16 protein-coding genes are annotated in these 20,617 nt (G+C 61.0%); 3 read left to right on the plus strand and 13 right to left on the minus strand.

Annotation, left to right across the window (positions count from 1 at the left end):
* Nucleotides 1-4: 4 nt before the first annotated feature.
* Nucleotides 5-874 (minus strand): NAD(P)-dependent oxidoreductase, encoded by an 870-nt coding sequence (locus AX768_RS27450; protein WP_062003208.1) that lies wholly within the window; start codon nucleotides 872-874, stop codon nucleotides 5-7.
* A gap of 176 nt (nucleotides 875-1,050) precedes the next feature.
* On the opposite strand from AX768_RS27450, the gene AX768_RS27455 reads away from it, so the two are divergent.
* Complete coding sequence (locus AX768_RS27455) at nucleotides 1,051-1,962, plus strand: LysR family transcriptional regulator (RefSeq protein ID WP_062003209.1); 912 nt, start codon at nucleotides 1,051-1,053, stop codon at nucleotides 1,960-1,962.
* A gap of 154 nt (nucleotides 1,963-2,116) precedes the next feature.
* The gene (locus AX768_RS27460) at nucleotides 2,117-3,097 is read left to right on the plus strand and encodes a sugar ABC transporter substrate-binding protein (protein WP_082779146.1); all 981 of its coding nucleotides are present in this window, start codon (nucleotides 2,117-2,119) and stop codon (nucleotides 3,095-3,097) included.
* A gap of 43 nt (nucleotides 3,098-3,140) precedes the next feature.
* On the opposite strand, the gene AX768_RS27465 is transcribed toward AX768_RS27460, so the two are convergent.
* Nucleotides 3,141-3,743 (minus strand): NADPH-dependent F420 reductase, encoded by a 603-nt coding sequence (locus tag AX768_RS27465; protein ID WP_062003210.1) that lies wholly within the window; start codon nucleotides 3,741-3,743, stop codon nucleotides 3,141-3,143.
* Between the two features lie 70 nt (nucleotides 3,744-3,813).
* Entirely contained in the window at nucleotides 3,814-4,548 is a 735-nt protein-coding gene (locus AX768_RS27470; protein WP_062003716.1) for an SDR family NAD(P)-dependent oxidoreductase, read from the minus strand.
* Nucleotides 4,549-4,657: 109 nt separating this feature from the next.
* On the opposite strand from AX768_RS27470, the gene AX768_RS27475 reads away from it, so the two are divergent.
* The gene (locus tag AX768_RS27475; protein WP_062003211.1) at nucleotides 4,658-5,026 is read left to right on the plus strand and encodes a winged helix-turn-helix transcriptional regulator; all 369 of its coding nucleotides are present in this window, start codon (nucleotides 4,658-4,660) and stop codon (nucleotides 5,024-5,026) included.
* A 167-nt stretch (nucleotides 5,027-5,193) separates the two neighbouring features.
* Here AX768_RS27475 and garD read toward each other — a convergent pair whose 3' ends face one another.
* The 10 genes from garD to AX768_RS27525 form a co-directional block, all read right to left on the minus strand.
* Nucleotides 5,194-6,744 (minus strand): galactarate dehydratase, encoded by a 1,551-nt coding sequence (gene garD / locus AX768_RS27480; RefSeq protein WP_062003212.1) that lies wholly within the window; start codon nucleotides 6,742-6,744, stop codon nucleotides 5,194-5,196.
* Between the two features lie 989 nt (nucleotides 6,745-7,733).
* The gene (locus AX768_RS27485) at nucleotides 7,734-8,663 is read right to left on the minus strand and encodes an ABC transporter permease (RefSeq protein ID WP_062003213.1); all 930 of its coding nucleotides are present in this window, start codon (nucleotides 8,661-8,663) and stop codon (nucleotides 7,734-7,736) included.
* The gene (locus tag AX768_RS27490) at nucleotides 8,663-9,544 is read right to left on the minus strand and encodes an ABC transporter permease (RefSeq protein ID WP_062003214.1); all 882 of its coding nucleotides are present in this window, start codon (nucleotides 9,542-9,544) and stop codon (nucleotides 8,663-8,665) included. Before AX768_RS27490 ends, AX768_RS27485 begins: the two co-directional genes overlap by 1 nt.
* Nucleotides 9,541-10,620, minus strand: coding sequence for an ABC transporter ATP-binding protein (locus AX768_RS27495; protein WP_062003717.1), 1,080 nt, complete (start codon nucleotides 10,618-10,620; stop codon nucleotides 9,541-9,543). Before AX768_RS27495 ends, AX768_RS27490 begins: the two co-directional genes overlap by 4 nt.
* Before the next feature lie 117 nt (nucleotides 10,621-10,737).
* Nucleotides 10,738-11,937 (minus strand): ABC transporter substrate-binding protein, encoded by a 1,200-nt coding sequence (locus AX768_RS27500; RefSeq protein ID WP_062003215.1) that lies wholly within the window; start codon nucleotides 11,935-11,937, stop codon nucleotides 10,738-10,740.
* A gap of 453 nt (nucleotides 11,938-12,390) precedes the next feature.
* The gene (locus AX768_RS27505) at nucleotides 12,391-13,842 is read right to left on the minus strand and encodes a heavy metal sensor histidine kinase (RefSeq protein ID WP_082771497.1); all 1,452 of its coding nucleotides are present in this window, start codon (nucleotides 13,840-13,842) and stop codon (nucleotides 12,391-12,393) included.
* Nucleotides 13,839-14,525 (minus strand): heavy metal response regulator transcription factor, encoded by a 687-nt coding sequence (locus AX768_RS27510; protein WP_062003216.1) that lies wholly within the window; start codon nucleotides 14,523-14,525, stop codon nucleotides 13,839-13,841. Before AX768_RS27510 ends, AX768_RS27505 begins: the two co-directional genes overlap by 4 nt.
* 50 nt (nucleotides 14,526-14,575) lie before the next feature.
* A complete protein-coding gene (locus AX768_RS27515) occupies nucleotides 14,576-16,066 on the minus strand; it encodes an efflux transporter outer membrane subunit (RefSeq protein ID WP_062003217.1) in 1,491 nt (496 codons plus the stop codon).
* On the minus strand, nucleotides 16,066-17,289 hold the full coding sequence (locus AX768_RS27520) for an efflux RND transporter periplasmic adaptor subunit (protein ID WP_062003218.1): 1,224 nt from the start codon (nucleotides 17,287-17,289) through the stop codon (nucleotides 16,066-16,068). The genes AX768_RS27515 and AX768_RS27520 overlap by 1 nt, the downstream gene beginning before the upstream one ends.
* A gap of 15 nt (nucleotides 17,290-17,304) precedes the next feature.
* Nucleotides 17,305-20,514 carry an efflux RND transporter permease subunit gene (locus AX768_RS27525; protein WP_062003219.1) on the minus strand — a complete coding sequence of 1,070 codons (3,210 nt, stop codon included), beginning with the start codon at nucleotides 20,512-20,514 and terminating at the stop codon, nucleotides 17,305-17,307.
* Nucleotides 20,515-20,617 lie beyond the last annotated feature (103 nt).

Raw genomic sequence — 20,617 nt, forward strand, 5'->3', positions numbered from 1 at the left:
TCGCTTACTTTGGTTCGATGAATTGCACGATGCGATTGAAGTCCTCCGCATCGCCGATGGTCTTTTCGCTTTCCGCCCACAAGCGCCCTGCTTCCGTGGCGACCGGTGCATCGATGTCCTGAGCGCGCAGCAAGTCCATCGCGAGGCGCACGTCCTTGCGCATCAGTTTCATGGTGAAACCGGAATCGAACGTGTCGGTGAAGATCCACGTGGGATAGTTCGTGAGCGTCGCGCTGTTGCGGCCCGAACCGCCGTTGAGCGCTTCGACCAGCTTCTCCGGATCCACGCCGGCGGCCTTTGCCGCGCGCACCGCTTCACTCGTTGCGAGCAGATGCACGCCCGTCAGCAAGTTGTTGATGATCTTCGTGACGTGCCCCGCGCCGACCGGGCCGACATGCACGCGCTTCGCGCTCATCACGGCGAGGATCGGCTCGACCGCCGCGACGGCCTGTTCCGAACCGCCGAGAACCATGGTCATGGTTGCAGTTGCCGCGCCTTTCGGACCGCCGCTCACGGGAGCATCGACGAAACCGATCTTCAGCTCCGCCAACGCAGCCGCGACCTTGCGCGTGCTGTTCGGCTCGGCCGTGGTTGTATCGACAACGATGAGCCCCGCCTTTCCATGCGCGGCAATTCCGCCTTCACCGAGTACGACCGCTTCCACGATCGCCGATGTCGGCAGCGACAAGACCAGCACATCCGCGTCCCGCGTGATGTCGGCAATGGACGCGCGCGGCGAGACACCCTCGGCTTCGAGCGCGGCCGCGACACCGGGCGCCGCATCGAATCCAAGCACGGCATAACCGCCGCGTTTGAGCGAAAGCGCCATGCCGCGCCCCATGTTCCCCAATCCCACCACACCAACCGTCTGCATAAATCCACTCCATCGGGAATACGCCCCGGCCGGAGAGAAAAGGTCTGTCCGTCGTCGAGCGTGTTTGGAAGGCTTATCTTCGGTCGGCAAGACCCTATAATCAATCAACGCCAATATTGATATCGTTCTGATTTTTAGAACACTCACCCTCGAAGCGCGCGCTGGAAAACCACGCCATGGCCGACAACCTGACCGAAAGCAGAATCGTCTATTTTTTCGAGGCGGTCCGATGCGGCACGATCCGCGCCGCCGCCGACTGGCTCGACGTAGCGCCTTCGGCGGTGAGCCGGCAAATCGGCTTGCTGGAGACGGAACTGGACGCGGCATTGCTCGAGCGGCACGCACGCGGCGTGCGGCCCACGGAGGCCGGCCAGATCCTGATCGAATACTTCCGCGAGCAACTCGCGCACAAGGACGACCTGATCTCGCGTCTGCAGGAATTGCGCGGGTTGAGAACAGGAACGGTCGGTGTCGTGCTCGGAGAAGGTTTTGTTTCCGACGTCCTGGCCGGACCCATGCAGCATTTCTGCAGGCTTTACCCCGGGATCAAGATCAACCTCGATCTCGGCAGCACGAACGACGTCATGCGCAGAATCTCCGAAGACGAAGGCGAGATCGGACTGGTTTATAACCCGCCGGGCGAACCCAAGATCGTGTCGCGCGCGATCAAGCAGCAACCGATGATGGCCATCGTCAATCCGAAGTTCATTCGTTCCAGCAAGCAGAAAACCATGAGCGTCAAAGAGCTGGCGGGTTATCCGTTGGCGGCAACACATGCGACCTACGGCACGCGGCAGATGCTCCAGGCCGTCGAATTCGCGGAAAAGGTCAGGCTCGATCCCGTTGTCACGACCAACTCCATCAACATCCTCAAGCAGTTCGCAAAATCAAACCTGGGTCTCGCTGTCCTGCCTGCGTTCGCCGTGACGACCGAACTGGCAGCGGGCGAACTGCTCGCCATCGAAATCGATCATCCAATACTGAAGAAGGCCGAAGCGCACCTGGTCACGCGTGCAGGAAGGAAGTTGTCGGTGGCATCGAACAAGATGCTGCAGTTGATGTCCTCGCAAATGAGAGCGTTTCGTTAAAGGGCGGTCGTGGTTGTTGATGAATCTAAAATGAGCATCCAGGGCACCTAGTGTTTAGTTCTTATGTCCTTCATTAACTCAGTCAAAACGATTCAACATGGTCACCAAGCTCGACACTACAAAGACCAACGCAATGCTTCGAAGATGCAGCACGATGTGCGGCATCTTCATTGCGACCGTGCTTCTATTGCAGCCATATGGCGCCCTCGCCGCGGATCCCAACGCTAATTCGAACAGCGCGCCAACGCTCAAGGGAAAGCGGATCGGCATCAGCGTGGCCGGCACGGAACACTACTGGGATTTGAAGGCTTACCGGGGACAAATCGATGAAGTGAAACGGCTTGGCGGCACGCCCATTCCCATGGACGCGGGCCGCGAAGACAGCAGGCAAGTCGAGCAGTTGCAGGCGCTGACCGGGCAGATGCCTGATGCGATCATCGAACAGCTTGGTTCGGCCGCGCTGCTCGAACCGTACCTCAAGAAGATTCGCGAGGCAGGCATTCCGCTTTTCACCGTCGATACCGCCAGTCCGTCGAGCATCAACGTCACGACATCGGATAACTTTTATATTGGCGAGCAACTGGCGTTGAAGCTCGCCAACGATCTTCGCGGTGAAGGAAAGATCATGGTGTTCAATGGCTTCTATAACACGCCGGTCGATGCCATCCGCTACGAGATGCTGCGCGCTGTGCTGAGGTGGTATCCGAAGATCACGATCATCGAACCCGAGTTGCACGAAGTCATTCCGAATACGGTGGAAAACGCACGTCAGCAGGTTGCGAGGCTGCTTGAAAAGTACCCGAAGGGAACCGTGCAGGCGATCTGGGCCGCATGGGACGGGCCGCAAGTAGGCGCCACGCAAGCGGTGGATGCAGCGCACCGCAGCGAGATCCGGACCTATGGCGTGGATGGAAGTCCCGAAGCAGTCGCGCTCGTGAAGGACGCGCGTTCAAGCGCAGCGGCCGTGGTCGCACAACAGCCTTACTTGATCGGCAAGACGGCTGTCGACAACGTCGCACGGTATCTTGCGGGCGATCGCACGATACCGCCCGCGACATACGTGCCTTCGATTCTCGTCAGCAAGGAGAACGCGGCGCAAGCGCAGAAGATGCTGGGGCAGGACAAGGCGAAGTGAGCAATGCAACCCGTTCCAGCGAACGTTGCATCACCCATGGAATTCATCCGTCGAACTTGACCAGGTCCTTGAAGATCAGTTGACCCCAGCTATTTCCGCGCGCCTGCACAAGCAGTCCACCTTCCGAAAGGCCGCCAAGTTTGATCGGCGAGAAACCGAGATCTTCCGCAACCGTACCAATCTTCGCTGCTGCGCCGTCATCGTCGCTCGCCAGGAACACGACTCTCCTGCCACCCTGTACGGCCGGATCCTGGTCAAGGACGGCCGCGCCCAGATGATTGAAACCCTTGACCAGTCTTCCGCCAGTGAAGGCCTGCGCGACGACCCTGGAAGAAGGTTGTCCCTCCAGTTCCTCGGGCGGCACGCCATAGGCGTTGGTCACATCGACGATGGTCTTGCCCTGCCAGGTGGACAGCGCCTTCGCGACATCCCGGTGCGACTCGAAACGCACAGCCAAGAATACGATGTCCGCCTTGACCGCTTCCTCCAATTTTTTGGGAATGATCATGGGTCCGATCGCGGCCGCGGCGGATGCAAAGCTTTCCGGGTCGCGCGTGGTTGCAACGGATACTTCGATGCCGCTTCGGGCAAACGCCTTGGCAAGCGCCTGGCCGATCTTGCCGAAGCCGATGATTGCGTAGCTCATACATTCTCCTTCGATTAATACGCCCTACGGGCTCCGAATATGGAATGGAGTGACCGGCGGGCGTAGCGCATCAGAGTTGCGCCAGGCCGCCGTCGACGGCGACCTCGCTGGCGGTCATGAAGCTGCTGTCCGACGACGCGAGGAAGGCGGCCACAGCCCCGATTTCTGCCGGATCGGCCATGCGCTGGAGCGGATTCATCGAGGCGAAGACCTTCATGCCTTCCTCGCCTAGCGCTGCCTTCGCGAGATCGGTCGCAGTCCCCCCGGGCGACAGCACGTTGACCCGGATGCCGGTGCCCTTCAGATCCTCCGCCCAGGTCCGCGCGAGGTTGCGCACTGCCGCCTTGCTCGCGCTATAAGCGCTCATTGCCGGGGCGCCCGTGGTACCGGCGCTCGATCCGGTCAGGATGATCGAACCGCCCTTGCCCATCAGCGGCAGCGCCTTCTGGACTGTGAAGATCGTACCCTTCACATTGGTGTCGAAGTGTTCGTCGATGTGCTCGGCGGTGATCTTGCCGAGCGCAGCCTGGCTTCCCGCCCCGGCATTGGCGAAAACTATGTCGAGGGTTCCGCGCTCGGCCTTCACCGCCGCGTAGAGCCGGTCGAGGTCAGCCTCATTCGAGACCGAGCCCTTCACCGCGCGGGCATTAGGACCGAGGTCGGCCACGGCGGCGTCGAGCGCTTCTTGCCGGCGGCCGAAGATGAAGACGAAGGCGCCCTCTTCGATGAACCGCTTTGCTGAGGCGAGGCCGATGCCGGTGGCGCCCCCAGTGATCACCGCGGTCTTTCCATTGAGTCTGGTCATGTCGTGCATCCTTCCTTGAAGTTGTCCGGAAGCAGGGAACTGCTTTCTTGAGACAAGCATGCACTTCTGATAACCTAAGCACAAGTATGCACCTTTTGGTAACCATGATATGACTGACTCTTCTGAACATTGCGGTGGCCGTTACTCCTACGGGCTCGCGGCCACACTCAGCATCATCGCGGGCAAGTGGAAGCCGCTGATCCTGTACTTCCTGCTCGACGGCCCGAAGCGCTACGGTGAGATCAAGCGCAACGTCCATGGCGTCAGCGCCAAGGTGCTGATCCAGCAATTGAAGGAACTGGAGACCGATCGCGTGCTGGTGAGGACCGACTACAAGGAGGTGCCACCGCGCGTGGACTACGCGCTGACTCCGCTCGGCCGCAGTCTGACCGACCGGATTGTCCCGCTGTGCACTTGGGGAACCGAGAACATGGCAGATATGGTGAGCGCTCTCGTCGAGCGCGACACATTGCGGTAGCCGGATGCTGAAGAACTGCCGAGTCGGACGACCCTCCGCATTCGTGGGAGAGCGGCAGGTCGAACTCTTCCGATGAGGCCGTCAGGATGGGCGACTGTGATCGCCGCGCTCGGCTCAGAGCCATCGTCCGCGCCTGTATCAAGCCGGCGCGAGCCGAGCCGTTTCATTCACGTCACAGGCGCAGGATTGAACAACGTCAACGCGTTATGCAACTTGAGCTTCTCGGCACACGTCTGCTTGCGTCCGCTCGCGACATCGAGCATCAGGCGGAACAGTTCCCAGCCCACGTCCTCGATCGTCGCGTCGCCCGTTGCGATCCTGCCGGCATCGATGTCCATCAGATCATGCCAGCGGCGCGCAAGATCGGAACGCGTCGCCATCTTGATGACCGGTACTTCGGCAAGGCTGTACGGCGTGCCGCGTCCGGTCGTGAAGACATGCAGGTTGATACCGGCGGCCACTTGCAGCGTGCCGCAAATAAAATCGCTGGCGGGCGTTGCAGCGAAGATCAAGCCTTTCTGCTTCACTTTCTCGCCGGGTGAAAGCACGCCGGAGATGGCCGAATTGCCGGACTTGATGATCGAACCCATCGCTTTTTCGACGATGTTCGACAAGCCGCCTTTTTTATTGCCGGGCGTCGTGTTCGCGCTGCGGTCCGCGCCGCCGCGCTTCAGATAGCTGTCGTACCACTGCATCTCGCGGATGATCGCCTGCGCGACCTCCGCGTTCGCAGCGCGGCTCGTCAGTTGATCGACGCCGTCACGGACTTCGGTCACTTCCGAAAACATCACCGTTGCGCCTGCCCGCACCAGCAAGTCGGTTGCGAAACCGACCGCGGGATTCGCCGTGAGTCCGGAGAACGCATCGCTGCCGCCGCACTGCACGCCGATCGTCAGGTCGGAGGCGGGACACGTCTCGCGCCGCCGCTGGTTCAGGCGTTCGAGATGGCGCGTGGCTGTGCGCATGATGGAATCGATCATCGACTGGAAGCCGACGTGCGCATTGTCCTGCAGTACGACGACGTCACCGTTGGCTTCGTCCTGCATCGCGATCGGGATCGTGCCGGCGGGCATGAGGCGTTCGGGCTGTAGCTTTTCGCAACCGAGACTCACCATCATCACTTCGCCGCCGAAGTTCGGGTTCAGGCTGATGTTTCGCACGGTGCGAATGGGGACCATGGCATCGGTTGCATCGATAGCCACGCCACAACCGTAGGTATGTTCGAGCCCGACGACGTCATCCACATTCGGATAACGTGGCAGCAGTTCCGCCTTGATGCGCGCGACCGCGTGTGCGACCACGCCCGATACACATTGCACGGTCGTCGTGATGGCGAGGATATTGCGCGAGCCGACGGTGCCATCGGCGTTGCGATAGCCTTCGAAGGTGAAGCCTTCGAGCGGCGGCATGTCGGGCGGGACGCGCGTCGCGATCGGCAAGTCTTCGAGGCCTGGCGGCTCGGGCATGCGGATTACGCGCTCGTTGATCCAGCTTCCCTTGGGCAGGTCCTTTAGCGCATAGCCGATGACCACGTCGTAGCGTATGACGGCATCGTTTTCGGCGAGGTCCGCCAGCGCGACTTTATGGCCTTGGGGGATGCGTTCGCGCAGCGCGAGACCATCGGGGAAGGTTGCGCCTTCGGGCAGGCCACCGTCGTTGACGACAATCGCTACATTGTCGTTGGGGTGGACTTGGATGTAGTGGGGGGACTGGTCCATGGTTTTGATGGTTCCGGGTTTAGCGGTCGGAGATTGTGATGGGGATGTGCACGGGTTGTTCGCTGGCGCTTGGTCGGTTTTTGGCAGCGGTCAGGGTTGATGCCGGGTTGTTGCTCTTGAGGCTACCGCGCGTTTTGTGTTGGCTGACTTTTTTAGCACTATTAGCCACTGTCCGTGGCGGGACTTCATTTCTTGGTCCTTCGGCGACAAAGAAACGAAGCAAAGAAAACGCCTCTCAACCGCTAATTCTTAAGTGTCCCGAGCGTGCACGTACAACTGTTTGGTACTTCAGAAGAACGCTCGACGCCGGAATTCAGAACACTCGAAACCCTCCCCCTCCGTCAACAGATACCCACACGCTTCGCCACCAGTAATTGTGGCCGTCAATACGGAAACCTGCACAACGCATAACATCGGTCGAGCGCAAGCGAAACCATAACGGACCACACCATCCTGAACTTGCCCGAGACTTCGCCATCAGAACAGCCGCCCCTTCTGTTTGGGCGCCAGCGCGCGCAGCGCGGAGGCCTGATTAACGGATTCTCACACTGGTGGCGAAGCGTGTGGGTTGCCGTTGACGGAGGGGAAGGGTTTCAAGTGTTCTTGATTGCGGCGTCGAGCGTTCTTGTGAAGTACCAAACAGTTGTCACTGCACGCTCGGGACACTTAAGAATTAGCGGTTGGAAGGCGTTTTCTTTGCTTCGTTTCTTTGTCGCCGAAGGACCAAGAAATGAAGTGCCGCCACGCACAGTGGCTAATAGTGCTAAAGAAGTCAGGTAGAACAGAATGCGTGGTATCCCAAACAGCAGCAACCCGGCACCAGCCCCGACCGCAACGAACACTGTCCCGAGCGCCAGCGCATAACCCGTGAAATGAAGTCCCGCCACGCACAGTGGCTAAAAGTGCAAAAGAGAACAGCTAGAACAGAACCCGCGGTAGCCTAAAAAGCAGCAACCCGGCCCCAACCCCGACCGCCCACCTCCCACCCCTTACCTCTGCTCCTTAACCCTCGAAACAAGCTGCGTCGGACTAACAAACTGCAGCGCGATCAACACCCACACCAGCGTGATAGCCATATAGATCATCGCCATTGCATCAATGGACTGAGGTGCTCTCACACCCGTCGAAAACACAGCGTAATAGAGCGCGACAACAAGCGTCTGCGTAGTCGGCCCAGCAGTAAAAAACGTCAACTCGAACATGCCAATGGTCCGAACCAGCACAAGCAACCCCGCGGCAAGCATCCCGGGCATCAACAGCGGCAGCAGCACATATCGAAAGTACTTCGCCGTGTTCGCGCCAAAGATCCGCGCGGCCGCTTCGAGATTCGGATCGATCTGTTCAATGAACGGCGTCATCACCAAAATCACAAACGGCAACGCCGGCACGAGGTTCGCAAGGATCACGCCGCTCAGCGTTCCAGCAAGACCAACCTTGTACATGACGGTCGCCATCGGAATGCCGTAAGTGACCGGCGGCACCATCAGCGGCAACAGGAACACGAGCATCGCAAAACGTTTGCCGCGAAACTGCACCCGGGCGAGCGCATAGGCTGCGGGTACACCAAGCGCTATCGACAAAAGCACCACCGAGCCAACGACTTCCATGGTCACCCACAGCACGCTCGCCAACTGAAAGTCGCCCCAAGCCTGCGCGTACCAGTGCAGCGTGAAACCGGCCGGCAACAGCGTACCGAACCAGCGCGTCGCCACCGAATTCACCGCGACAGTTGCAATCAGCAACAGCACGTTGAAGAGGAAAAACGCCATCGCGCCCCAGACGAACATCTTCCAGACACGGTCGCCGAGGCTCACATGGGGTTTCATCGGCTTTGCGGGTTGAGCGCCGTCGTTACGACTGTCGGGCGCCGGAGCACGGGAGGAAGCGGACCACACGGGTGCGTGATTATCGGTTGCCATCAGCCTTTACCTCCGGTCACCGGACCCGTGTAGAAGAAGCGCCGCGTGCTGAGCATGCCCGCGACCACCAGCAATTGTACGAAGCCCATAACCATCGCAATGGCGGATGCAAGCGAATAATCATAGTTCTCGAAGGCGGCTTCCGCAGCAGCGATCGAGATCACGCGGGTGGGGCCGGCCGGCGCGCCAAGCAGAACCGCCGATGGAAACACCGAGAACGCCTGCACGAACGAGAGGCACGCAGCCATGGTGAGCCCCGGCATCAGAAGCGGCAGGTAGATCTGCTTGAACTGCTGCCAAGGACTAGCGCCAAGGGTAGCGGCGGCACGTGCAAGCGTCGGATCGATGCCGGTCACGTACGAGAGCGTCAGCAAGAACGCAAACGGAAACCCCGACACGATCAGCGATATCAGCACGCCCCAATAGTTATGCGTGAGCCGGACTTCATCGCGATAAAAATGCAGTCCGTGCACCGCTTGCGAGAACCAGCCGTTGGGGCCGAAATACGTCAGCATGCCATCGGCAATCAACACGGTGCCGAGTGTCACCGGAATTACGAGCAGCGTGGTCACGAACTTCTGGTACGGCGAATTGCGCCGCAACGCGAAGGCAACCGGAACCGATAATCCCACGTTGATGATCGTCGCCGGAACAGCGAGCTTCAACGTGACGATGATGGTGGGCCACATCGCGGTATCGGTGAAGAACGTGATGTAATTGGCGAACGCGGAACCGCCGTTCATGGGCTGGAACGAAAGCACCAGGCCGTAGATGAACGGGTAGACGAACAACGCGAAGATGAAGATCAGCGCCGGCGAGACGAGCCATGCCTTGGCGTCGCGCGGAACCGCATTGGGTAGCGGCAGCGGTGGCGAGCTCATTGCGCTTCCCCTTCATATACGAGCGTACGCAGTGGCGGCACGCGAAGTGTGATGACTTCGCCAACGGCTACGTCGCCCGTCACGCGCGCCCACAACAAACCGAACGCGGCCTTGACGCGGATCAGCGAATCCTGGCCGCCGTATTCGACCGTCAGCACTTCGGCGTTAAATGAATTCTCCGCACCCGGCGACGCACGGTCGATATCCTCGGGACGCATTGCAACGCTCACGCGCTTGGTGTTGAAACCGGCCATCGGCATGCCGACCAGGCGCACGCCATTCGCGTTGACCGCAACGCCCTCGCCCGCCATGCCTTCCAGCGTGAACTCCGCCACGTTCCGATACCCCAGGAAACGCGCCACATGCAGATTGCCGGGCCGCTCGTAAATCTCTTTCGGCGACGCGACTTGCTGCACGGTGCCTTCACGCATCACCACGATACGATCCGCCATCGACAACGCCTCGTCCTGATCGTGCGTCACATAAATGGTCGAGCGTCCGAGCTGGCTGTGAATGCGCCGGATCTCGGCACGCATTTCAATGCGCAACTTCGTATCCAGGTTAGAAAGCGGTTCGTCCATCAATACGAGCGACGGTTCGATCACGATCGCCCGCGCGATGGCAACACGCTGTTGCTGGCCACCGGACAACTGTCCAGGCAGCTTCTTTTCCTGTCCGACGAGCTGCACCATCTGCAACGCTTCGAACGCCCGGCGCGCGGCTTCGCTCTTGGCTACGCCCCGCATCTTGAGGCCGAAGCCGACGTTATCCAGCACCGACATATGCGGGAACAACGCATAGTTCTGGAACACCATGCCGAACCCGCGCTTCTCGGGTGGGAGGACATCGATACGCTGTGTATCGAGCCAGATCTTTCCGCCGGTCAGCGGCTGCAATCCGGCGATGCAATTGAGCGCCGTCGACTTGCCGCATCCGGAAGGTCCCAGCAACGCAATGAACTCGCCGCGCTGGATACTCAATGCAAGTCCGCGCAATGCCGCGACCGCCTGGCCTTCGGCGTTCATGAAACTGCGGCTGACGGAATCTAGTCGCAACTCATCGAACTGATGTTTCATGGCAGGTTCCTGATACTTCACTCACGAAGCTGTTGATGAAGCTGTTGATGAAGCTGTTAACGACGCCGTACGGCTTGATGAAAACCGCACGGCTTTAGGCGCTTTACTTCGCCTGCCTTACTTCGACTTCTGCGAACCGATCTCGCGGTCCCATTTCTGGAACGCGGCAACCATCGCGGTCGCGCTCAACGGCACCACATGCGGACGGTCAGCCAACAGCTTTGCGTATTCCGGACGGCCGTACCTCTTGATCACGTCCTGGCTCTTCGCCGGCGCCGATTCGATCATTACGCCCTTTACGGCCGGCCCCGGATAGAAATAACCATCGTCGAAAGTCATGGCCTGCTGCGCCGGTTCGAGCATGAAGTTCATCATCTTGTAGAGCACGTCGAGCTTCTCCTTCGGCACGCCGTTCGGGATCACCATATAGTGGGCGTCGTTGACCCACGTCATGTTGTCGAAAGCCTGGACCTTGAACTCCGCCGGCACCAGACCCAATGCGCGCGGATTGATGTCCCAGCCTGTCACCGTGAGCGTCATGTCGCGCGAGCCTTCGCCCAGCTCCTTCATCACCGCCGATGTTCCGCCCGGGTAATAAGGAATGCAATCATTCAGTTGCTTGAGGAAGGCCCATGTTTTGTCCCAGCCGTTGATGGGGTCACGCGGGTCCTTGTCGCCGAGAACGTATGGCAGGCCCATCAGGAAAGTGCGTCCCGGACCGGAGTTGGCCGGGCGTGCATAGATGAGCTTGTCCGGATGTGCCTTGCACCATGCGAGCAACTGCTCGGGCGTCTTCGGCGGATCGGTGACCTTCGCCGGGTTGTATTCGATCAGCGGACCGGCAGGCATGTACGTCACTTCAATGCCGTAACCCTGCGCTATGTCCTGCATCTTGCGCGGACCGGGTGCGTATTTATCGAGGAGACCGGGGAATGAGGCCGATTGTTCGGGCAGCAGTTTCATCCACAGCTTCTGTTCGATACCCGCAGCCAGCGCGTCGGTGCCGGTCAGCACGAGGTCGATGTCGGAGCGTCCGGCGGCCTGCATCGCCTTGATCTTGCCGGGCAATTGCGGGGCGGGCGCGTTGGTGAAGGTAATGTTGGAAACGAGCTGCGGATTTTTCGCCTTGAATGCTTCGAACGCCTTTTGCGTGAGCTGCAGGTTGCCCGCTACGTCGACGATGTTGATCGACACAGGGTCGGCCGCGTGCGCGGCAGGCGTGGTGATCACGGCAATAGCCGCCACCGCGCTCAACGCGCCGCACAGCACGGTCAGCTTCGCTGAAAACCTAGCCAGTAATCGGCCGGACAGAATCATTTCGTCTCCTCGCTCTTCGTATGGATTTTATGCGGATCGATTTGGGGCCGATGCCGGCCGACGGCCAGGTAACGGCCGCAGGAGGACGCTCTTTACGGCGCGTTTATCGATGTATGTTGTCGTATGAGAACATAACCGGGACGGACTACGCTTTCCATAACCGTTAACCCTTAAACGTAAGGTTGCAGGTGAACGCTGAATTCTTGCGCATGGACGCACGAAGGCCCGTATATAAACCATCTCGCCGTTTAGAGCAGCCCGCGCGGGTCATTGGCGAGTGGAGAGTCAATTGCGACAACCACCCGACAAGCAGGTACGTTGTACGACAACTTTTCGGTGAGTACGTGAAAGTGTAGTTGGCAAGATCGGCCACCTCGATGCGCGGCAACCGGAGAACGGTAACTCCCCGACGAGCAATGTCGCCGGGCAAGCATGATCTTACTGCCAGCCAGCTTAGTGGCTGATTGAAGCCGTCTGCATCGAGGTTTCGACGCGCGGTTCTTGAACCCGTAAATCGGGCGGAGCCTGGGGCTGCTCGACGATTTCCGACGCCTCGACGGAAAACCCGAACGTATTGATGCCACCCGCACTGGTCGCGAACACCTTGCCGCCGTGCATCTCGGCCGTCGCTTTCACGATAGCCAGGCCCAGTCCATGATTCTCGCGGCTGTTCGTACGCGATACTTCCGCCCGGTAAAACCGGTCGAACAGATGATCGAGCACGCCCGGTTCTATCGCTTGCCCCGGGTTCGCCACCGCCACGCGCACCTGATCGCCTTCGCGCCTGATCGAAACGCTGATGACTGATCCCGCCTCGCAATGCTGGATCGCGTTCATCAGCAAGTTGATGCATGCGCGGCCGAATAGCGATTTGTTGACGCGCACGAAGGCGTCGCCGGAAGAAATCGCATGGACCTGCGCCTCTTCCAGCGGAATCTCGAGAAACTCCAGCGTGTGCGCGACTTCGGCGGCAAGCGATGTATCGACGAGACCCGTCGCTCGTTCGCCCTGGTCGGCACGCGCGAGGAACAGCATGTCGTTGATGATCGCCCGCATGCGACCGAACTCTTCCAGATTGGATTGCAGCGTCTGGCGCAGGTCGTCGACTGAACGATTGCGCGTCAACGCAACTTCCGTCTGCCCGATCAGGATCGTGACCGGCGTGCGCAACTCGTGCGCGACATCGGCATTGAACGACTCGAGCCGTCCGTACGCGGCGTCGAGCCGCTCCAGTGCGCCGTTGAACGAGTTGGCGAGATCGCTCAGTTCGAGCGGCAGCGAACTCGTGTTGAGACGCTGCGAGCGATTGTTCGGGCTGACTGCCGAAGCGTCGCGTGTCAGCCGGGTGAGCGGCGCGAGGCCCAGACGCGTGACCGAATAACTCAACAACAAGACCCCGAGACTTCCAAGCGCCGATAACGCCGCAAGCGCAAAACCAAACGCGCGCATGGTGCGCGTGTTCGCGGCATAACCCGCGCCGACCTGGAGCTGAACCGCGGGCCTGTCGCCATACGACGGGATCTCGATCGTGTTGATGAGCATGTCGCATTTGCCGTCGTTCGTCCGGACGCGTTCGTAACCGCCGGGCCAGCGATCGACCACCTGGCCTGTCATCGGTTGCCCGATGCTGAATGCCGGATTGCTGCTCGTCACCGAATAGCGGGTGTAGCCGTCGCGGGGGGTCATGTCGGCAAGGCGTTCGCGCGCGAGCTTCCATTTCTCGGGTGTCATCGCGTGATAAACGATGATCTTCGCAATCTCGCTGCGGTCATCGAGCGATTCGCGCAAATGCTGTTCAAGCTGGGTGCTCAGTACCAGGAATAGCCCGGAGCCTACGAGCGTGAACACGAACAGCGCGACCGCCGCGAACATGAATGCAAGACGGCGCGAGATGGACCGGTTCATGATGCGGCCGCTTCGTCGCGGACCTCGAGGACGTAACCCATGCCGCGCACCGTGTGCAGCAGCTTGGTCCGGAACGGACCGTCGAGCTTCGCGCGCAGCCGCTTGATCGCGGTTTCCACCACGTTGGTGTGGCTGTCGAAATTGACCTCCCACACCAGCTCCGTGATGGCCGTCTTCGACAGGATGTCGCCCTGGCGGCGCGCCAGAACGCTCAGCAACTGGAACTCCTTCGCGGTCAGGTCAAGCCGTATGCCGTCGCGCGTCGCCCGGCGGCCGATCAAATCCACATACAGATCGCCCAGTGCGATCAGCGTGGATTCCTGCGCACGCGTGCGGCGCGCGAGCGCGTGCAGCCGCTCGACGAGTTCGAGGAATGAAAACGGTTTGGTCAGGTAATCGTCCGCGCCTTCGCGCAGGCCGCGCACGCGGTCGTTGATCTGGTCACGCGCGGTCAGCATGATCACGGGCGTCGCCTTGTGTGCCCGGAGCGCCTTCAGCACGCTGAAGCCGTCGCGCTTGGGCAGCATCACGTCGAGTACGATCACGTCGTAATCGAACTCGATCGCGAGATGCGTGCCCTCCTCGCCGTCCATGGCGACATCGACTATCCAGCCCTGCTCCGTCAGCCCGGAGCGCAGGTAGTCGACTACCTTGTGTTCGTCTTCCACGATGAGCAGTTTCATGCGCGCCTTCTTATGTACGTTCTTCCATTATAGGAAACGTAATGGCTCTGTCACTGCGATGACGGCGGGTTCGCTGCCATCGTATTGGCGGGTGCGGGCGAGCCTGCAAGGGGCGTATTCACGTCCCAGCCGCCGCCCAGCGCTTTCACCAGCGACACCGACATTGTCAGCTGTTGCCCGTGAATCTGCACATCCTGCCGCTCGCTCGTGAGCAGCGACTGCTGCGCGGTGATCACATCGAGAAACGCGACGAGGCCGCCCGAATAGCGATCGTTCGCGAGCGTCAAGAGGCGCCGCGCGTCGGTCACGGCCTCTTGCGACTCCTTCGCGGCGGCATCGAGCACCGATAAACCCGTTACCCCGTCCTGGACTTGCTGGAACGCGTTAAGCACCGTCTGCCGATAATTTGCCTCGGCGGCCTGATAACCCGCGCTCGCGAAATCCACGTTCGCGGCGCGCCGCCCGCCATCGAAGATGACCTGGCCGACCGTTGCGCCGAGCGTCCACATCAAGGTGGGCGCGCTCAGCAGGCTGGCGAACTGCGTGCTTTCCCAGCCGATACCCGGCATCAGCGAAAGGCTCGGGAAATAGGCCGCCTTCGCCACGCCGATCTGCGCGTTGGCGGCGGCCATCGCACGTTCCGCCGATGCGATGTCCGGACGCCGTTGCAGCAGATCGCTCGGCAAGCCGAGCGGGATGATCGGCACGTTGGCATCGATCACCTTCGGCGCAATGGCAAACTGCGGCGCGGGCACGCCAATCAGCGCCGCGATCGCATGCTCGAACTGGGCGCGCTGGTTGAGCAGCAGGCGCGCCTGTACGCGGGTGGTATCGAGTTCGGATTTCTGCTGCAGCACGTCGAGCCCGGACACCGAGCCGAGATCGTGCTGCGTCGTCACGTAATCCAGCGCCTTCTGTTGCAGTACGACCGAGCGGTTCAGCACGTCGATCTCGGCGTCGAGTTCGCGCATCGAGAAGTAGTCGTTCGCGAGATCCGTGGTGAGCACGAGGCGCGCGTTTGCAAGATCATCGGCGGATTGCTGCGCGGACGCCGTCGCGCTTTCGATTTCGCGGCGAATCCGGCCGAACAGATCCGTGTCGTAATCGATGGTCGGACCAACGCGAATGTCGTTCTGAACCGTCGACTGCGTCGGCGTTGCGTAATTGGTTTGCGGCCGATTCTGCGAGATCCGGGCGCGTGCGCCGGTCGCGCCGAAATCGACCTCGGGCAGGCGTTGCGCCGCGTTGTTCGCGAGCGTCGCGCGTGCCTGCGCGTAATGGGCGAGCGCCGCGGCGAGCGTCTGGTTCTGCGCGAGCGCCTGATCCACGAAGCCGTTGAGGGTTGCGTCGCCGTAACTCGTCCACCAGTTGGCGCCAAGCGGCGCATGCGAAGGTTCGGCGACGCGCCAGTACGAATCCGTCTGCCACTCGGGCGGCGTCTGCGCAACCGGCTGCTTGTAGTCCGGCCCGACCGTGCAGGCGGACAGCAGGATCGCGCCGGCTGCCAGCGCCCCCAGCCGCATGGTCCGATGCGCCTCCATCACGACATCCCCTTCTTTGCAGGCTTGAGCGGCGCTATGGTGACCGGGTCGCCGTCCGCGATGGAATCGCTCGGATTGACGATGATCTTGTCGCTCTGCTCTATGCCGCTTTCGATTTCCAGCGTTCGCCCCAGGTCCTGCGCAATGACGATCTTGCGCAAGACGACCTTGCCGTTCTGGTCGACGACAGCAACCCGCGGCCCTTCGGCGCGAAACAGCAGCACGTTGCCAGGAACGACCAGCGGCGCCCGCGCGACACCCGGCAACGCCACCTGAACGTAAGCACCCGGGCGCAACTTGTTGTCCGGATTCGGCAAGCGCACTTCGACCTGCAGCGAACGCGTGGGGACATCGATTGCGCCGGAGATATTCGCGATGCTTCCATGGAACTGCTGCCCCGGCAGTTCCGCTTGCGTGACGATCACGTCCTGCCCGGGCTTGATGTTCTGGGCATATGCCTGCGGAAGCTGCACGTAGACCCGCAACGGGTCGGCCTGCGCCATTGCGAAGAGCGCACGGCTCGCGCCGCTGCCGGCATCGATAAGATCGCCGACGTCCACGTTGCGCTGCGTCACCACGCCCGTGAACGGGGCCACGATGCGCTTGAACGACTCGAGCTGCTTCAGGCGCTGCACGTTCGCGTTCGCTGCCGCGAGGTTCGCGACGCCCTGGTTGAAGGTGCTCTGGCGTTCATCGAGTTCCTGCTGGGACACGGCGTCGCGCTGACGCAGTTGCTGCCAGCGCGTGAACGAACTCTTCGCGAGCACGAGGCTCGATGCCGTCTGGTCGCGCTGCGCGACCGCTTGCGCAAGCTCCTGGTCGATCTCGGGGGTATCGAGCGTGGCAAGCAACTGGCCCTGCTTCACGCGTACGCCGATATCCGCATACCAGTGCAGCAGATAGCCGGTCGCCCGCGCATAGATGGGCGACTCCACGTAGCCTCGCAAGGTGCCGGGCAACACGGTTTCGCCGCCGCCTTCCGCCGGTTTCGGCGAGATCACGTTGACGTACACCTTCGCGTTTTGCTGAGAGGTCTCGGTCGCCGCGTGGCTTTCCGACACGTTCGATACCACGGTGCGCACGGCCCCCGCCGCGAGCACGATCAGCACGATCACCACTGCGATCTTCGCGCGCTTCCATTCGCGCCCCCGGGGCGGCAACGCGTGGCCCTCGTCGGATTCCCTGACGGGAATCCCCAGCGATGCGTGAGTTTTTTCGGTCATATCGTTCAGCCAGTTTTAACTTGGTGCATGTTCGGGCGTGCCGTGGCCATCGCGATCATCGTCGTCATGGTCGTTTTCCGAACGCTCGCGCCGCCGGGCCAGCCGGCTATGGATGCCCGCAAAGATAAGCGGCACGAAGAAAAGGGTGGATACGGTTGCAAACAGCAGGCCGCCGATCACTGCGCGCCCGAGCGGCGCATTCTGCTCGGCGCCTTCGCCAAGCCCGAGCGCCATCGGAATCATGCCGATGATCATTGCGAATGCCGTCATCAGGACCGGCCGGATACGGCTCGCGCCCGCTTCGAGTGCGGCGGTGAGCGGCGGCGCGCCGGCCTGCAGGCGCTGTCTTGCGAACGACACCATCAGGATACTGTTCGCGGTCGCCACACCCATGGTCATGATCGCGCCGGTGAGCGCCGGGACACTCAGGTGCGTGCCCGTGAGAAACAGCATCCATGCAATACCCGCCAGCGCCGCGGGCAATGCGCTGATGATGATCAGCGGGTCGACCCACGACTGGAAGTTCACCACGATCAGCAGATACACCAGCACGATGGCCATCGCGACGCCCACGCCCAGGCCGAAGAACGATGAGCGCATGGTCGCGACCTGGCCGCGCACGGTGATCTCGCTGCCGCGCGGCAACTTGGCGCGCGCCTGGTCCACGAGCTTGTCCACCTCCTTCGCGACGCTGCCGAGATCGCGTCCTTCGACGCTTACGAATACATCGATGACCGGCTTGATGTTGTAGCGCGTCACCACGGCGAACTGGCTTTGCGGCGAGACGCGCACGAGATTGCCGAGCAGTTGCGTAGGACCCGTTGCGCTGCCGGAAACAGGTGTGCGCAGCAGCTCATCGATGGAAGAAATCTGGTACTGCGGCGTCTGCACCGCGACCTGATACTCCACGCCATTCTTGTTGTTGAACCAGAAACCCGGTGACGTTTGCGAGCTGCCCGACAGCGATACCAGCACGTTCTGCGCGACGTTGTTCGCCGTCAGGTTGAGCTGCTGCAGCCGCGTGCGGTCCATTTGCAGGTTGAGCACCGGCTGGTCGAACTTCTGCTGGATGTGGGTGTCGACGGTGCCGGGAATTTGCCGGATCGACTTCATCAGGCCGGACGCAACTTCGAAATTGCCGCGCTGGTTCGCACCGGAAATCTGCACATCGACGGCTGCCGGCAAACCGAAGTTAAGGATCTGCGTGACGATGTCAGCCGGCTGGAAGAAGAAGTCCACGCCTGGAAATTTCTGGGGAAGAATGGTGCGCAGCTTGTCCACGAAACCCGCGGTCGGATCGTGGTCGGGCTTCAATGCGACCTGGATCTCGCCATCGAGCGTGCCGATGGTTCCCGCGTTGCTGTATGAAAGGTTGATACCGCTGTACGGAAGCCCGAGGTTGTCGAGGATGGTTTCGAGCTGGCTGGCGGGCACGACCTGACGCACGACGCGCTCGACATCGTCCGCGAGCCGCGCGGTTTCTTCAATGCGCGTACCCGTCGGAGCGCGCATGTGAAGCCGGATGTTGCCGGAATCTACGCTGGGGAAAAAGTCTTCGCCGAGCACGAACACGAGTCCGACCGAGACAATACAAAAGCTCAGGAATCCCACTGCGAACAAGCGGCGGCGCACGAGCAACGTGCTCAGGATCACAATGTAGGTGGCGCGCATCCGCTCGAAACCGGCATCGAAACGATGATACAGGCGCATGAACAGATTCGGCTTCGCGTTCTTTTTCGGCTTGTGCGCGTGACCCATCAGCAGCATGGCGAGCGTCGGCACGAGCGTCCGCGAAAGCACATAGGACGCGAGCATGGCGAACACCACGGCTTCGGCGAGGGGCACGAACAGGAACTTCGCCACGCCGGTAAGAAAGAACATCGGCACGAACACAATACAGATACATAACGTGGACACGAGCGCCGGAATCGCGATTTCGCCCGCGCCCTCCAGGATCGCCTCGTGCAGGTCCGTGCCCATGTGCAAATGCCGCTCGATATTCTCGATGGTCACCGTCGCGTCGTCGACCAGGATACCCACCGCGAGCGCAAGGCCGCCGAGCGTCATGATGTTGATGGTCTGCCCTAGCGCATGCAGCGCCAGCAGCGACGACAGGATCGAAAGCGGAATCGATATCGCGATGATGCAGGTGCTGCGCCAGTTGCCGAGGAACAGCAGGATCATCGCGGCGGTCAAGGCGGCGGCGATCACGGCTTCCTTGATCACGCCCTGCACGGCGGCTTTCACGAACACGGACTGATCGAAGAGCGCCGTGATCGTGAGGTCTTCAGGCAGCGACGCTTTTGCGCTCGGCAAGATGGCGCGCAACGAATTGACGATCGACAGCGTCGATGCGCTGCCGTTTTTCATGACCGATATCAGCACACCGCGCTGTCCGTTCTGCCTCACGATGTTCGTCTGCGGAGAGAAACCGTCGCGCACGTGAGCGACTTCACGCAAGTAAGTAGTCGCACCGTTCACGGTGCGCACGGGGATCTCGTTCAACGCGGCGATGGTCGCCGGCGAACCGTTCATGTTGATGGTGTATTCCTTCGGGCCGATCTTGGCTGTGCCCGTTGGCAAGATCAGGTTCTGCGCGTTGAAAGCGCTGACGACATCGGAGGGCGTGAGGCCCTTCGCCAGCAGCGCGCGCGTATTCAGATCCACGGAAATCAGCCGGCTCTTGCCGCCGTACGGATAGGGCACCGACGCGCCCGGAATGGTCACTAGTTGCGGGCGCAGGAAGTTCAGCGCCGAGTCGTTCAGGTCTTGTTCGGAGAGCGTCTGGCTCGACAACCCGAGCTGGATCACCGGAATGCTCGATGCCGAATAACTCAGCACGAGCGGCGGTGTGGCGCCGGGCGGCATCTGTTTCAACTGCGCCTGTTCGACGGCCACCGTCTGCGCAATCGCAGTCTGGATGTTCGCATTCGGCTGCAGGAAGACCTTGATGATGGCGATGCCCGGCAACGACTGCGACTCGACATGCTCGATATCGTTGACCGTGGTCGTGAGGCTACGCTCGTTGACCTGGGCGATACGGTTCGCCATGTCTTCGGCCGACAAACCCGTGTATGTCCAGATGATGCTGACGACCGGAATATTGATTTCCGGCAGGACGTCGACGGGCGTTGTCAGGAGCGCGAACGGCGTCGCCAACAGGATCATGATGGCCATCACAATGAATGTGTAGGGCCGCTTCAGCGCAACGTTGACGATCCACATTAAGACGCGCTCGAAAAAAGCAGGAAAAGAAAATGACTGAGCCAGTGCCGGGACTGCACGCATTCGGCGAGCCTGATGTCCCAGGCAAACCAACCTCCGCGCA

This window comes from Burkholderia sp. PAMC 28687, assembly GCF_001577465.1.
Classification (GTDB): Bacteria; Pseudomonadota; Gammaproteobacteria; order Burkholderiales; family Burkholderiaceae; genus Caballeronia.